This window comes from Clostridium beijerinckii HUN142 (assembly GCF_000621745.1).
Classification (GTDB): domain Bacteria; phylum Bacillota; class Clostridia; order Clostridiales; family Clostridiaceae; genus Clostridium; species Clostridium beijerinckii_A.
Genome location: NZ_KK211337.1, coordinates 176,836 through 191,579, shown reverse-complemented (window position 1 = coordinate 191,579; position 14,744 = coordinate 176,836). Strand labels below are relative to the sequence as shown.

The 14,744-nt window shown below is 30.1% G+C and carries 14 protein-coding genes; all 14 read right to left on the bottom strand.

Annotation, left to right across the window (positions count from 1 at the left end; translation table 11 throughout):
• Positions 1–52: 52 nt before the first annotated feature.
• Positions 53–280 carry a KH domain-containing protein gene (locus tag T483_RS0124560; protein WP_011968514.1) on the bottom strand — a complete coding sequence of 76 codons (228 nt, stop codon included), beginning with the start codon at positions 278–280 and terminating at the stop codon, positions 53–55.
• A 48-nt stretch (positions 281–328) separates the two neighbouring features.
• Positions 329–574: a 30S ribosomal protein S16 gene (rpsP, locus tag T483_RS0124555; protein WP_026889201.1), complete on the bottom strand. Its 246-nt coding sequence runs from the start codon at positions 572–574 to the stop codon at positions 329–331.
• Positions 575–626: 52 nt separating this feature from the next.
• Positions 627–1,979 (bottom strand): signal recognition particle protein, encoded by a 1,353-nt coding sequence (ffh, locus tag T483_RS0124550; RefSeq protein WP_026889200.1) that lies wholly within the window; start codon positions 1,977–1,979, stop codon positions 627–629.
• Between the two features lie 12 nt (positions 1,980–1,991).
• Entirely contained in the window at positions 1,992–2,321 is a 330-nt protein-coding gene (locus T483_RS0124545) for a putative DNA-binding protein (protein WP_026889199.1), read from the bottom strand.
• Positions 2,322–2,733: 412 nt separating this feature from the next.
• Positions 2,734–3,642, bottom strand: a complete 909-nt coding sequence (gene ftsY / locus T483_RS0124540; RefSeq protein WP_026889198.1) for a signal recognition particle-docking protein FtsY — start codon at positions 3,640–3,642, stop codon at positions 2,734–2,736.
• A 12-nt stretch (positions 3,643–3,654) separates the two neighbouring features.
• Positions 3,655–7,218, bottom strand: a complete 3,564-nt coding sequence (gene smc / locus T483_RS0124535) for a chromosome segregation protein SMC (RefSeq protein WP_026889197.1) — start codon at positions 7,216–7,218, stop codon at positions 3,655–3,657.
• Positions 7,219–7,458: 240 nt separating this feature from the next.
• Positions 7,459–8,490 (bottom strand): elongator complex protein 3, encoded by a 1,032-nt coding sequence (locus T483_RS0124525; protein ID WP_026889196.1) that lies wholly within the window; start codon positions 8,488–8,490, stop codon positions 7,459–7,461.
• On the bottom strand, positions 8,483–9,181 hold the full coding sequence (gene rnc / locus T483_RS0124520) for a ribonuclease III (RefSeq protein WP_026889195.1): 699 nt from the start codon (positions 9,179–9,181) through the stop codon (positions 8,483–8,485). Before rnc ends, T483_RS0124525 begins: the two co-directional genes overlap by 8 nt.
• Before the next feature lie 273 nt (positions 9,182–9,454).
• Entirely contained in the window at positions 9,455–9,685 is a 231-nt protein-coding gene (gene acpP / locus T483_RS0124515; protein WP_009169140.1) for an acyl carrier protein, read from the bottom strand.
• Positions 9,686–9,765: 80 nt separating this feature from the next.
• On the bottom strand, positions 9,766–10,767 hold the full coding sequence (gene plsX / locus T483_RS0124510; RefSeq protein ID WP_026889194.1) for a phosphate acyltransferase PlsX: 1,002 nt from the start codon (positions 10,765–10,767) through the stop codon (positions 9,766–9,768).
• Positions 10,768–11,053: 286 nt separating this feature from the next.
• On the bottom strand, positions 11,054–11,236 hold the full coding sequence (gene rpmF, locus T483_RS0124505) for a 50S ribosomal protein L32 (RefSeq protein ID WP_026889193.1): 183 nt from the start codon (positions 11,234–11,236) through the stop codon (positions 11,054–11,056).
• A gap of 3 nt (positions 11,237–11,239) precedes the next feature.
• Positions 11,240–11,746 carry a YceD family protein gene (locus tag T483_RS0124500; RefSeq protein WP_026889192.1) on the bottom strand — a complete coding sequence of 169 codons (507 nt, stop codon included), beginning with the start codon at positions 11,744–11,746 and terminating at the stop codon, positions 11,240–11,242.
• Positions 11,747–12,090: 344 nt separating this feature from the next.
• Complete coding sequence (locus T483_RS0124495; RefSeq protein ID WP_026889191.1) at positions 12,091–13,293, bottom strand: acetate kinase; 1,203 nt, start codon at positions 13,291–13,293, stop codon at positions 12,091–12,093.
• Between the two features lie 96 nt (positions 13,294–13,389).
• Complete coding sequence (pta, locus tag T483_RS0124490; RefSeq protein ID WP_026889190.1) at positions 13,390–14,391, bottom strand: phosphate acetyltransferase; 1,002 nt, start codon at positions 14,389–14,391, stop codon at positions 13,390–13,392.
• Between the last annotated feature and the right edge of the window lie 353 nt (positions 14,392–14,744).

Here is a 14,744-nt window from a genome sequence, read left to right as displayed (position 1 = left end):
CTACTTTTTTAAATATACTTAAAAAGAGCTAGGTTACCCTAACTCTAAATTTTTAGATGATTTCTACTATAACTCGTTTATTCTGTTTAACTGCTGCAGCTTTTATAACTGTTCTTATAGCTTTCGCAATTCTTCCTTGCTTACCTATAATCTTACCCATATCTTCTGGTGCAACTTTTAATTCAAGTATTATGGATTGTTCTCCATCTACTTCATTAACAGTAACTGCATCTGGGTTATCAACAAGGGATTTAGCCATAAATTCAACTAATTCCTTCATAAACGCCTACAATTAGTATGTACTAACTGTAGAATTCACCTCCAAAAATTACTTAGTAAGACCTGCATTATTGAAAAGTCTCTTAACTACTTCTGTTGGTTGTGCTCCATTAGATAACCATTCATTAGCTTTTTCTTCGTTGATTTTAACTTCAACTGGTTCAGTTAATGGATTATAGTATCCAATTTCATCGATGAATTTACCATCTCTTGGTGCTCTTGAATCTGCAACAATTATTCTATAGAAAGGAGCTTTATGAGCACCCATTCTTCTTAATCTGATTTTTACTGCCATTTTAATTTCACCTCCTTTAAAGGATAATAAATATATATTTTAACTCTAATGCTTAGAAAGGTAACTTTCCAAATAGGCCGCCTTTCTTTGCCTGCTTCTGGAATGATTTCATTTGCTTCATGTTCTTTTTCATCATTTCATAGCCTTTCATGAGTTTATTAACTTCTTGTATGTTGGTACCTGACCCTTTAGCTATTCTGCTTTTTCTTGATGGAGACTTTAATATAAGGCTTGGATTTCTTCTCTCTTTTAATGTCATTGATTGAATAATCGCCTTAGTCTTATCAAGAGCCTCAGTTCCCTTTTCAAAGTCAACCCCTTGAAGTTCCTTTGAATTTAACCCAGGTATCATTTCCATGATTTTATTTAAAGGTCCAAGTTTTTTCATTTGTTCCATTGCCATTAGATAATCCTCAAAGTTAAATTCTTGATTTAACATTCTCTTACCTAAATCAGCAGCTTCCTTTTCATCAATGGCTTCCTGAGCTTTTTCGATAAGCGATAATACATCACCCATTCCTAAAATTCTTGATGCCATTCTATCAGGATGGAACACTTCAAAATCATTCATTTTTTCGCCAACACCAGCATATTTGATTGGTTTATCAATTATACTCTTAATTGACAGTGCAGCCCCACCTCTTGTATCGCCATCGAGCTTAGTTAAAATAACTCCACTTAGATCTAGATCATTATTAAAGTTTTCTGCAACATTAACAGCATCTTGACCTGTCATAGCATCAACAACTAATAATATTTCTGATGGATTTACATTCTCTTTTATATTTTTTAGTTCCTGCATTAATTCTTCATCAATATGAAGTCTACCTGCAGTATCTATGATAACTACATTATTTCCATTATCTTTTGCATGTGCTATACCATTCTTTGCAATCTCAACAGGATTTACTTTATCTCCCATCGAAAATACTGGAATTTCAATTTGTTTTCCTACAACTTCTAATTGCTTTATAGCTGCTGGTCTATAAATATCACAAGCTACCAATAATGGTTTCTTATTATCTTTTCTAAGGTTTAGCGCAAGTTTACCACACATAGTAGTTTTACCTGCCCCTTGTAATCCAACTAGCATTATAACTGTAAGTCCTGAACTACTATAATTAAGTTTACTTTCAGTTCCACCCATAAGATTAGTAAGTTCTTCATTAACTATCTTTATTACATGTTGTCCTGGTGTTAGACTTTCAAGAACTTCACTTCCAACACATTTAGAACTAACAGAAGAAATAAATTGCTTAACAACTTTATAGTTAACATCTGCTTCTAGTAAGGCAAGCTTTACTTCTCTCATGGCTTCTTTTATATCTTTTTCAGTCAACTTTCCTTTACCTTTTAATTTTCTAAAAGTTTCCTGTAATTTTTCACCTAATCCTTCGAAAGCCATGTTTACTCCTCCTTATAAATTTTCTAGCTTTTCTTTATATTTTATAATATCCTCATCATCTATGGAATATTTATTTTTTAAGTGTTCTAAAAAATTCATAATTTCCTTTTTTCTATTTATACTCTTTTGAAGCAAGTTAAGTTTGCATTCATAGGAGAGAAGTTGTTTATAACATCTTTTGATTAAATCATGAATAGCCTGACGACTCGTTTGATTAAGCTCAGCTATTTCAGCTAACGATAAATCATCGTTATAATACCACTGCATAATTTCACTTTGCTTTTCTGTTAATAAAGGACCATAAAAATCCATAAGTAACGAAATCTCAACTCTATCTTCCATTTAATCACCTTACCCACAAAAGAGATTTTAACAGGATTATTTAAAAGTGTCAAGTACTTTTACTTAACACTTTTATTTTTTTACACACAGTTCCTATATTTTAAATTGATCTGTACATGCCAATGACTTTTAAATCATTTAAATTCATTCTATTAATAGCTAAAAACTCTGTAAAACCTGATGTTTCCAATAAATATTTACATATTTTCATATGTAAATATTTAAAAATGAATCTTTGAAACTATATTTATATAAACATATATACCTACAAATCTATATTTATATAAATATAGATTTGTATAAATATTTAAACATAGTTTCATTCTTATATATTTTTCTAGAAATATTTTTCTGAGAAAATTAAAGAAAATAATATACAAAACGTGCTGATCTATTATTTTTTTGATTGTTCCTAGATCAAAGCTTCTGCAAAACCTTCTGCATCAAACTTTTGAAGATCATCAATACCTTCTCCAACTCCTATGTATCTAACAGGAATATTCAAACTCTGCTTTATAGATAAAACAACACCACCTTTTGCAGTCCCATCTAATTTAGTTAGTACTATTCCATCTATTGGACAAGCCTCCATGAATTGTTTTGCTTGAATAACAGCATTCTGCCCCGTTGTTGCATCTAGAACTAATAAAGTTTCTTTCCTATAACCTTGTAATTCCCTGTCAATTATTCTATTTATCTTTTCAAGCTCATTCATTAAGTTCTTCTTATTATGAAGTCTTCCAGCCGTATCACATATTAATAAATCAACATTCCTAGCCTTTGACGCTTCAATTGCATCGAAAATAACCGCAGCTGGATCTGACCCCTCCTGATGCTTAACTATATCAACTCCAGCTCTTGAACTCCATACTTCAAGTTGATCAATAGCTGCAGCTCTAAATGTATCTGCAGCAGCCAGCAATACTTTTTTTCCTTCCTCTTTATTCTTTGCCGCAAGTTTTCCTATAGATGTAGTCTTACCAACACCATTTACCCCAATTACAAGCATTACTTTCTTTTCTTTTTCTTCATCCTCGTATGCGCCTTCAAGTAATATATCTCTAATTACTTCTTTTAACGCTGGTTTTACTTCTTGAGGATCATTTATCTTTTCTTTTCTGATTTTGCTTCTTAATCTTTCTATGATATCTACTGTTGTATCCATGCCAATATCAGACATGATTAATATTTCTTCTAATTCTTCATATAAATCTTCGTCTATAGTTACTGCTAAATTTAAAGCCTCATTAATTTTATCAGTTAATCCATCTCTTGTCTTTGCTAATCCCTCTTTTAGTTTATTAAATAAATTTCCAAACAAATTCATTTCCTCCTAATTAAAATTTTCTGCTAAGTCTACTGAAACTACCTTTGATACACCTTTTTCCTCCATCGTTACTCCATATATAATATCACTTACCTCCATAGTACCCTTTCTATGAGTTATAATTATAAATTGCGTATTTTCAGAGAACATTTTCAAAAACTCTGCATACCTATATACATTTGCGTCATCTAAAGCCGCTTCTATTTCATCCAATATACAGAAAGGTGTTGGTTTCATCTTTAAAATTGCAAAAAGTAAAGCTATTGCAGATAGAACCTTCTCTCCACCAGACATTAGATTAATATTTTGAAGTTTCTTTCCTGGCGGCTCTACATTTATGTCAATATTAGCTGTAAGCTCATCTCCTTCACCTAAAATAAGCTCTGCACTTCCACCTTTAAATAAGTCCTTAAAAGTTTTGTCAAAATTATAGTTTAGTATTTTGAAATTTTCCTTAAATAAAATTTTCATTTCATTAGTCATTTCTTCAATAACAGCATTTAATTCCCTCTTTGCATTTTCTAAGTCCTGTGCTTGAGTAGACATAAATTCATACTTTTCTTTAATTTCTTCGTACTCTTCTATTGCTGCTAAGTTTACCACTCCAAGTTTTGTTATCTTTCCTTTAGTAACAAAAATTTCTTGCTTTAAAGCTTCCTCATCAACTACCGGTTCGCATTTATCTAATGCTTCTGCATAAGTTAATTCTAACTCTTCATTAAGCTTCTTATAAATATGCTCTCTATCATTTTCTTTCTTAGCTTTAATTACTTCTCGTTTATTAACTTCCATTTCCTTTAAGCTGACTTCATCCAAAACACCACTTATTACATTGTCTTTTTCTTTAAATTCTTGCTTTAACTTTTCTTTTAATATTTCATCATCTTTAAAATTCACTTCTAAATCACTAATATTAACATTATTTTCTTCTATATTCTTATTCTTAGCCTTTATATCTAAATTTAAACTTTCAATATTCTTTTTATTTTCTTCATTTTCCTTATTTAAAAGTTCATTTTTAACCTCTAAATCTTTTGTTTCTTTTTCTATTCTTAAAAATTCATTCTTTTTATTCTCTATTGCCTCATCTAATTTAGCTTTGCTTATCTTCATTTCTGTAAGTTTAGTATCACTATCATTAACTTCTTGAACTTTAGTTGTCATTAATTGTTCCAGTTCTACACTTTTACTCTTGTTAGCTGTATTTTCACTTTCAATCAATTGAACTTCAGATTCTTTAGCTTTAATTTTTTCTAAAATAACTTCTCTTTCACTTACTATCCTTTTTATTTCTTCTTTAGCAGTTTCTAAATTTCTTTTTAACTTGTCCGTATCAGACTGTAACCCTTTAATCTCACTTTCCTTTTTTGTAAGTTCAATATTTTTTTCATGAACTTCATCCCTTTTATTCAGCATATCCTCATCTAGGTTTTGAATTTCTTTCTTAATATCTTGAACTAATACCTTCAACTCTTCATATTTTTCTTTTTTATTGTTTGTTTCTAATACTAATTCTTCAATTTCTCTTTTTCTACCTAAAACATTTGAATTTTTTCCCTTTATGCTTCCACCTGTTAATGCTCCTCCTGGGTTTACTATTTCTCCATCCAAAGTAACAATTCTATAATTATATTTTCCGATTCTTGCAATATTAAGAGCACAATCCATATCACTACAAATTATTGTTCTTCCTAGAGCATAATCCATTATATTTTTATACTCTTTATCATAAGATATTATGTCACTCGCAATACCAATATATCCATTAGCTTCAGTAACACTTCTATCCAGCTCTAATCTCTTTCCTCTTATAATATTTAAAGGTAAAAATGTTGCTCTTCCTAAGTTATTTTTTTTCAAATATCCTATAAGGACTTTTGCTATTTCTTCATTTTTTGTTATAACGTTTGAAATCGCAGCACCTAAAGCTATTTCTATAGCCACTTCATAATTCTTGCTTACAGTGAAAATTTCCCCTAAAACTTTAGTATCATTTGCAGCTGTAATTCTTTCCTTATGAATTGATTCCATTAATGATTTTACAGATCTATTATACCCCTCATAATGCCTTTCTAAGTTTTCCAGCATTGATCTATTTGCATCAAGTTTTGTTAAAGTTCCACTCAACTCTCTAAGTTCATTTTCTTTTTTAGTTAAATTTGCTGATAGCGAACCTATTTTTTTCTTGTGCTCTACTATTTGTATATTTAACAACTTTATATTGTCTTTGTACTTTTCAATTTCATTATCTAAATCCTTATAAGTCGCTAAATTAATAACGATATTATTCTCTAAAAAAGATATAGACGAATTTAGAGTTTCTCTCTTCTCTTCTCTTAGCGAAAGATCTTTATTTAGCATAGTAATCTCATTCTTCATGTCTGAATTACTTCTTAAAAGTTCAAATTCACCTTCTCTTAAAGATTTTATCTCTTCTTCTATACTTTTAAGTTCCTTAGAACTTTTTATATTATGTTCTTCTAAATTTGCTATATCTTCTTTTTTTAATTTTTGTTCTTCTAGTCTTTCACTCAGTTCATTTTCTAATAATTTCTTATTTTCATTCAGCTGATTTACCTTAACCAAGATGTCATCCAGCTCATAATTATTTCTATTGATTTTTTCTTCAAAACTCTTAATTCTTTCTCTGTAAAGTTCTATACTTTTTTCATCTTCACTAACAGTCTCTTTTAGACTATAGTATTTCTCTTTCTCTTCTAAATTCTTCTTTTCTAGTTTCTCTATCTTCAGTTCTAACTCTTTAAGTTGTGACTTGTAACTACTTACTTCTTTACGCTTATCTTCAATTTCTTTAATTTTTGAATTTAAATCTTCATTGAAGCCTTTTAATTCTTCTTCCATCTTATCTATGCTATGTACTATAAGTGATACTTCTTTCTTTTTCAAATTATTAGATAGCTCAGTAAACTCTAATGCTTTCTCCCTTTCAATCCTTAAAGGTTCTATTCTCTCTTCATAAGTTGATAGAATATCATTTATTCTAACTAAGTTCTCATCTGTATTGCTTAACTTTTTCTCCGCTTCTTCTTTTCTATTCTTAAACTTTACAATACCCGCTGCTTCTTCTAAGAGATTTCTTCTATCTTCAGGCTTACCACTCAATATAGCTTCAATCTTACCTTGTCCAATTAATGAGTAACCTTCCTTACCAATTCCTGTATCCATAAAAAGATTTATTACATCTTTAAGTCTGCATTTTGAATTATTTATTAAATATTCCGATTCACCCGATCTAAATATTCTTCTTGATACAACTACCTCGTTATATTCTGTTGCAAGCTTTTCATCACTATTATCAAGCGTTAATGAAACCTGAGCGAGACCTACAGGTTTTCTAAATTGCGTTCCAGCAAAGATTACATCTTCCATTTTTCCGCCTCTTAGAACCTTAATACTCTGCTCTCCCAATACCCATCGTACTGCATCTGAAATATTACTCTTTCCGCTTCCATTAGGTCCTACAACAGCCGTAACGCCTTTTTTAAATTTTAGTTCTGTCTTATCAGCAAAAGATTTAAATCCTCGTATTTCTAGAGATTTTAAAAACATGTGTCCTCTCCTTAAAAAGAAAATATACTAGGTAATAATGTTACAACAAAGATCACTATAATAAAAATAGTCATTGCAATTATCATTTTTTCTCTAGTCTTTTTTTTCATATCAAACAACTCCTTATTATAATTTAGTTTATAGTAAACCTTATTAAATATCAATAATTCACACAAAAGAAAATGTTAAGTTAAGATTCATGAACGTAATTAACATTTTAAAAGCGAGAGTCTCCTCTCGCTAGTATGCTATGTCTAACTTTCTATTTTTCAAACAAAGTTTTATATGACCTCTTTCAATATCATCATCTTGTTTCACATCAACAATCTTACCATTATCTTTAAGCCTGTTAAAATATAATTTTTTATTAGCATAAAGCTTACTTACATCTCTTGAGTTAATATAAATTACTCCATTTTTTTCATCCGTCATATTTTCTAAAATAATATCTGACAATAAACTGCCCTCAACTAATTCTCTAAATGATGGATGAAAAGGACCTGCCACTATGTCCTTTCCTTCATTTATACTTTCTGTCGGCTGAAGACCAATTCTTATTACATTGATGTTATGCTTCTTATACATATCATACATAACCTTGCTTATGTCAACTGCCTCTTCAAGAGAATATGGAATGTACTCATTGTTAGTATACATTCTTTCCATTGGAGTATCTTTTATAACTAAAGACGGATATATTCTGCAAATATCTGGTTTCATCTTAATTGACTCTCTAGTTGTCTGCATATCTCTTTCAAAAGTATCTCCAGGCAGTCCCGGCATTATTTGATGACCTAATATAAATTTATATTCTTTTATTAATTTAGATGCATTTATAACATCCTGAACGCTATGTCCTCTGCCAGCTTTTTTTAATACCTCTTCATCCAGTGATTGAACTCCAAGTTCTATTATGTCGACTCCATACTCTTTAAGATATGTAAGTATATAATCATTGATGTAATCTGGTCTTGTAGAAAGTCTTATTTTATCTATAAAACCTTTTTCTTTAAACTCCTTAGCCACTTTTAGAAGTTCTCTTTGTTTGTCTTCTTTAATCCCTGTGAATGTACCACCAAAAAATGAAATTTCAATAGTTGCATTTTTATTCTTTATAGTTTCTAAATAATCATTTATTGTGCTAATTACGGAACTCGCCGTAACCTCTTCATCATCAACACCTGTTATTCTATCTTGATTACAGAATACGCAATTATGTGGACACCCTTCATGCGGCACAAATATAGGTATTATATAATAATTTTTACTCATGTCTACCTTCCAACATATCTAATGCTTGTTTAGCTGCATTTTGTTCTGCTTCTTTTTTACTGTAGCCTGAACCTTCACCCATTAATTTTTTATCTATGACTACATTGGTAAAAAATTTTCTTCTGTGAGGTGGTCCTTCAAATTTTGTAAGTTCATATTGAATTACTACTTCTCCGTCTTTTTGAAGAAGCTCTTGTAGCTTTGTCTTGAAATCCAATACTATTTCATTATTTATTGCTTTATTTATTATTTCCTCAAAATGAAGCAATATAAAATCCCTTACAAAGCCAATACCTTTGTCTAAATAAACAGCAGCAATGATTGCCTCGACTGCATCTGCCTGTATTGAAATTCTTTCTCTTCCACCTGTGATTTCTTCACCTTTACTCATTCTAATGTAAGAACCTAGATTTATTTTTTTTGCAATTTCGTAAAGAGAATTTTCACAAACTATCAAGCTTCTTATTTTTGTCAGCTCACCTTCTGTTTTATGTTTGTAATTATTAAAAAGATATTCTGTAATGCAAAGCTGTAATACAGAGTCTCCTAGGAACTCAAGTCTTTCATTATATTCCGCATCCTTAAATTGATTTCCAAAAGAGCTATGAGTAAGAGCAGTTTTTAGCAATGTATGGTTATTAAAAAAAACCCCTAAATTTTCTTCTATTTCTTTAAGTGTATATCTATTCATGTATTCCACTCCTTGAAGTTTATTCTTCAACTTGCTAATTTATTGTTAGATGTTACGCATAACAAATTCAAGAATAAACTATTAATTTGGTATATTGGTTACTATAATGATTTTACTTTCTAAATTCCAACTAAAAACATCGTTATCATAGACCGTAACATTTGTACGCAAATATATTATAAAAGCATATTTCACTAAAATCTATTTTAAAATGAATTTTAAATTTAGTTGTCATTTTGTAAAATATAAAATCCCGCAAGATGCGGGATTATTTTATTCTTCGTGATGAGCTTTTACGTAATTGACAACATCTCCAACTGTTTTAAAGTTTTCAACGTCTTCGTCAGGTATTTCCATATCTAGTTCATCTTCTAGAGCCATTATAAGCTCAACTATATCTAATGAGTCCGCATTTAAATCTTCAATAAATGATGCTTCCATAACAACGCTTTCTACATCGATACTTAATTTATCAGCAATAATTGCTTGGATCTTTTCAAACATTTGTTTCACCTCCCAAGTTCTACATTTAGATAATATTATATATTGTTTAAATCGTCAATATTAGTTTCAATATATTTTAACTAATTTTCCGAAGAAAATTCATTTCTTATATCTTTTAATACATTATTATCATAAAAAATTTTAGTTTGTTTAATAGAATTCTTAAACGCTCGTGCGTCTGAACTACCATGAGCTTTTATACAAATTCCATCAACACCCAGAAATGGAGCTCCACCATATTCCTTATAATCAAACTTTTTCATTATGTTTTTTAGTACAGGCTTTAGTAAAACCACCCCTATTTTAGATATAATTGATGATTTAAGCACTTCATCTTTAACTATGCCTAATATACTTGAAGCTGATCCTTCATACATCTTTAAGGCTGTATTCCCCACAAAACCATCACTTACTAAAATATTAGTGTCACCAGTAGGTATTTCTCTTGGTTCTATATTTCCTTTAAAGTTTATAGAGCTTTCTTCCTTTAAAAGCTTAAAAGCAGCTTTCGTAAGTTCATTTCCTTTTTCTTCTTCTTCTCCAATATTTATAAGTCCTATGGTTGGATTTTTAACATTGAAAACCTTTTGATAATATATTTTTCCCATCTTTGCAAATTGCACCAAAAATGACGGTTTGCAATCTACATTAGCACCAACATCTACTATCATAAAATTTCCACGTCTTCCTGGCATTATAGGTGCAAGAGCAGGCCTTTCTATTCCTTTAATTCTGCCTACTATCAATGTACATCCAGCTAAAAACGCTCCTGTACTCCCTCCTGATACTACAGCATCACAAATTCCTTCCTTAACTAAATTTAAAGCCTTAACTATACTTGAATCCTTTTTCTTTCGCAAAGCCATAACAGGATGTTCATTAGGTGAAATCACTTCCTTTGCATCTACTACAATAACTTTTTCCTTGGGATAAGTATATTTCGCTAATTCTAGATTTAGAACTTCTTCTGGGCCAGTAATATATAGCTGGATATCATCATATGCCTTTAGGGCTTGAATAACACCATCTATTACTGCTACAGGTGCATTATCTCCTCCCATGCCATCTATAGCTATTTTCATCTGAATACCTCCCTTCTTCCACTTTAATTATAAATAAATTAATTTAATTAATAAATAGAATATTTTAATTTTTACTCAGATAATAATATCAAACTAAACTCACAAAAACATTTATATATATTGAAATTGAATTTCTACATTTTAGCCTTAACTAAGCACTTGCCTCACTAAAATTTAACATTTTACTTACCAAAGCTTTAAATACAAATTTATTATTGCAATATGTATATCTATATACACATATATATTTCTTTATATAAGAAAAGAAAGTCATAAAGACTTTCTTTTACTTTTCAGAAGCTACAACTTCCTTACCTTTATAATAACCACAATTTTTACATACTCTATGAGCAAGTTTCATTTCGTGGCATTGTGGACATTCAACTATGCCAGGTAAACTAGCTTTAAAAGTTTGAGATCTTCTTGCTTTTACTTTAGCTTTTCCTGATTTTCTTGCTGGACAACCCATTCATTACACCTCCTTATTATCAAACAAACCTTTCAAGGCTTCAAAACGTATGTCTACATCTTCTTTTCGACATGAACATGAATTATGATTTAAGTTACATCCACATTCTTGACATAGCCCTTTACAGTCGTTTTTGCAAACTCTTTTAATAGGTAGTGTTGAAATTATGCTACTTTCGACAATTTCTGTGATGTCTAAAACATCATCCATTACAACAATAGCTTCATCATCACCACTATCTCTATTAGTTGTAAACCTTTCTTCTATATCAATATCTATTGGATAGATAAAGGTATCTAAACATCTTGAACATACCATTTCTAAATCAGTTTTGATTTTAGCATTCAATATTAATATATCACCATCTGATAAGATATTCCCAACAACTTCAAAAGGATTTATTGGTTTAATTATATCTCCTTCAAAATCAAATTGCGGCACATCAAGGATATAATTAATTTTCTTGCTTCTATCTTTACCTGAAATAATATCTGAAATTTGTACTTTCATAAAATCACAGGGTAATCATATAATAAAACTAATGTAAATTATATAATATCTCCTCTTTCACTCCTTAGCACATATATTTATAAAACAAACACAACTAATTATATAAATTGCGTGCTAAAAAGTCAAGAAATTTATTATAAATTCCTATTTCTCCATATGAAAGAAAATAACAAACTCATGATACAAATGTTTTTGTATGTAGCATAACTGCTCCTTTTTACGTATATATCTTATTCAACAAAAAGAATCATAGATATATTATAGTGAATTATTGAAAAAACATGCTGACAAATTATAAATAAAAACCAATCAGCATGTTAACTTACTATTTTTTCAATTATGCCTTACTTAACTAATTCTAAAGTTTCTTTAGCAATCATTAATTCTTCATTTGTAGGTATTACAACTACTTTTACCTTTGAAGTTTCTTTAGAAATTTCCATACCATCTCCGATATTATGACTTTCGTTCTTTTCTAAATCTACTTCTATTCCTAAGAATTCCATATTAGTTAAAGCTCTTGATCTTATTTCTGGAGCATGTTCTCCGATTCCTGCTGTAAATACAATTGCATCCACACCACCCATTACGGCAGCATAAGCACCTATTTGCTTCTTAACTTGGTATCCGAATATGTCCATTGTAAGTAATGCTCTAGGATCATTATCATTTTCTACAGCACTTCTAATATCTCTAAAGTCTGTTCCTATTCCTGATATACCTAAAACCCCTGATTTCTTATTTAAGATATCATTTACTTCATCTATAGAATATCCCTTTTCCTTTACTAAATAAGTAACTATTGCTGGATCTATACTTCCAGATCTTGATCCCATTATAATACCATCTAACGGAGTGAATCCCATTGTAGTGTCTACAGATTTTCCACCATCAACAGCTGTAATACTTACTCCATTACCTATATGACAAGTTACTATCTTTAAATCACTTACATCTTTATTCATCCACTTTGCCATTTCACCTGCTACATACTTATGCGATGTTCCATGGAATCCATATCTTCTTACATGATCTTCCTCATATAATTCATATGGAAGTGCATACATAAATGCTTTTTCTGGCATAGTTTGATGGAATGCTGTATCAAATACTGCTACCATTGGAGTTTTTGGCATAAGAGCCTTACATGCATTTATTCCAATTATATTTGGAGGATTATGAAGTGGTGCTAATTTTGTAAATTCATCAAGTGCTTTAATTACTTCTTCATTAATTACTACTGAAGTCGCATATTTTTCACCACCATGAACAACTCTATGTCCAACAGCTGATATCTCATCCATTGAACTTATTACACCATGATTTCCGTCAACTAAACACTTTAAAACAAGTTCTATTGCATCTTGATGATCTTTTAATGGTGTTTCAACTATATATTTATCTTTTCCTTCAACTTTTTGAGTTAATATTGATCCATTAATCCCTATTCTTTCAACAAGTCCTTGAGCTAAAGATTCTTCATTATTCATATCAATAAGTTGATATTTTAGTGAAGAACTACCACAATTTATAACTAATACTTTCATAACTCTACTCTCCTTTTAACATTCAAACCTTTTGTATTTTTGTTTTAACAATCTATAAGCTAACTTACTTTAAATTATCTGTAAAAATAACACTTACTATTTGTTTGTTTGAGCTTGAACTGCTGTAAGCGCAACAACACTTACAATATCATCTGAGCTACAACCTCTTGATAAGTCATTGATTGGCTTTGCAAAACCTTGACAGATAGGTCCAATAGCTTCAGCATTTGCAAATCTTTGAACTAATTTATAACCTATATTTCCAGCTTGTAAATCTGGGAATACTAAAACATTAGCTTTTCCAGCAACAGTACTTTCTGGTGCCTTTTGAGCCGCTACTTTTCCAACTATAGCTGCATCTAATTGTAGCTCACCATCTATATCTAAGTCAGGTCTCATTTCTTTTGCTTTTTGAGTAGCATTTCTAACCTTATCAACTAATTCATTATCAGCACTTCCCATAGTAGAGAATGATAACATTGCCACCTTAGGTTCCATGTTACATAAATTCTTAGCTGTTTCTGCAGTAGCTATTGCAATTGCTGCTAATTGATCCTCGTTAGGGTTAGGGTTAACTGCACAGTCTGAGAATATTAATGTTCCTTCTTCACCATAAGATGATCCTGGAACTTGCATTATAAAGAAGCTTGAAACAACAGATACCCCTGGTGCTGTCTTTATAATTTGTAATCCTGGTCTTAATAAATCTCCAGTTGTGTGGATTGCTCCCGATACCATTCCATCTGCATCATCTAATTTAACCATCATCGTACCAAAATATAGAGGATCTCTGACTATTTTATCTGCCTTTTCCATTGTAACGCCTTTTGTCTTTCTAAGTTCATAGAAGGCTTCAATATACTTTGTTAATTTATCTGATTCATTTGGATCGATAATCTCAATTCCTGATAAATTTACATCTAATTCCTTTGCTTTATTATTTATTTCATCTTTGTTTCCTATTAAAATTGGATATGCTAATCCTAATTTTTGTATTTTCTCTGCAGCTGCAATATTTCTTTCCTCGTTTCCCTCTGGAAGAACAATTTTTTGTTTATTTGATTGTGCTGCAGTCCATATTTTTTTCATAAGGTCCATAATCTATTTATCTCCTCTCTATATCCTATCTCTAATACTAATATACTCCTTTATCAGTGCTTTTTTCAACACAAATTCTCTATAAAATAGAAGTCTTTAGATTTGAAATAATCTAAATTGTCAGACAATACTCTTGTAAAATAACAATATCGGAAAAGTATAATTTTTAACAATTAAATTTTATTTAAAATTATTTTATAATTTATTATTAAACGCTATCGATTGTTTTAATTTGTATACCAAATAATGAAAATTTCGTGTCTATTTCTCATTATTTTCATTCAAGTTTTAGTAGAAACTCATAGTAAATTCATTTAACTATCTGTATATAAGCTAGTTTTTTGTTTATATTA

Excerpts from the sequence above, each read along its gene's own strand:
- T483_RS0124560 (WP_011968514.1), bottom strand. The coding sequence starts at position 280 with ATGAAGGAATTAGTTGAATTTATGGCTAAATCCCTTGTTGATAACCCA.
- ffh (WP_026889200.1), bottom strand. The coding sequence starts at position 1,979 with ATGGCTTTCGAAGGATTAGGTGAAAAATTACAGGAAACTTTTAGAAAA.
- rnc (WP_026889195.1), bottom strand. The coding sequence starts at position 9,181 with ATGAATAGATATACACTTAAAGAAATAGAAGAAAATTTAGGGGTTTTT.
- rpmF (WP_026889193.1), bottom strand. The coding sequence starts at position 11,236 with ATGGGTTGTCCAGCAAGAAAATCAGGAAAAGCTAAAGTAAAAGCAAGA.
- T483_RS0124545 (WP_026889199.1), bottom strand. The coding sequence starts at position 2,321 with ATGGAAGATAGAGTTGAGATTTCGTTACTTATGGATTTTTATGGTCCT.
- plsX (WP_026889194.1), bottom strand. The coding sequence starts at position 10,767 with ATGAAAATAGCTATAGATGGCATGGGAGGAGATAATGCACCTGTAGCA.
- T483_RS0124525 (WP_026889196.1), bottom strand. The coding sequence starts at position 8,490 with ATGAGTAAAAATTATTATATAATACCTATATTTGTGCCGCATGAAGGG.
- rpsP (WP_026889201.1), bottom strand. The coding sequence starts at position 574 with ATGGCAGTAAAAATCAGATTAAGAAGAATGGGTGCTCATAAAGCTCCT.
- acpP (WP_009169140.1), bottom strand. The coding sequence starts at position 9,685 with ATGTTTGAAAAGATCCAAGCAATTATTGCTGATAAATTAAGTATCGAT.
- T483_RS0124500 (WP_026889192.1), bottom strand. The coding sequence starts at position 11,746 with ATGAAAGTACAAATTTCAGATATTATTTCAGGTAAAGATAGAAGCAAG.
- T483_RS0124495 (WP_026889191.1), bottom strand. The coding sequence starts at position 13,293 with ATGAAAGTATTAGTTATAAATTGTGGTAGTTCTTCACTAAAATATCAA.
- pta (WP_026889190.1), bottom strand. The coding sequence starts at position 14,391 with ATGGACCTTATGAAAAAAATATGGACTGCAGCACAATCAAATAAACAA.
- smc (WP_026889197.1), bottom strand. The coding sequence starts at position 7,218 with ATGTTTTTAAAATCTCTAGAAATACGAGGATTTAAATCTTTTGCTGAT.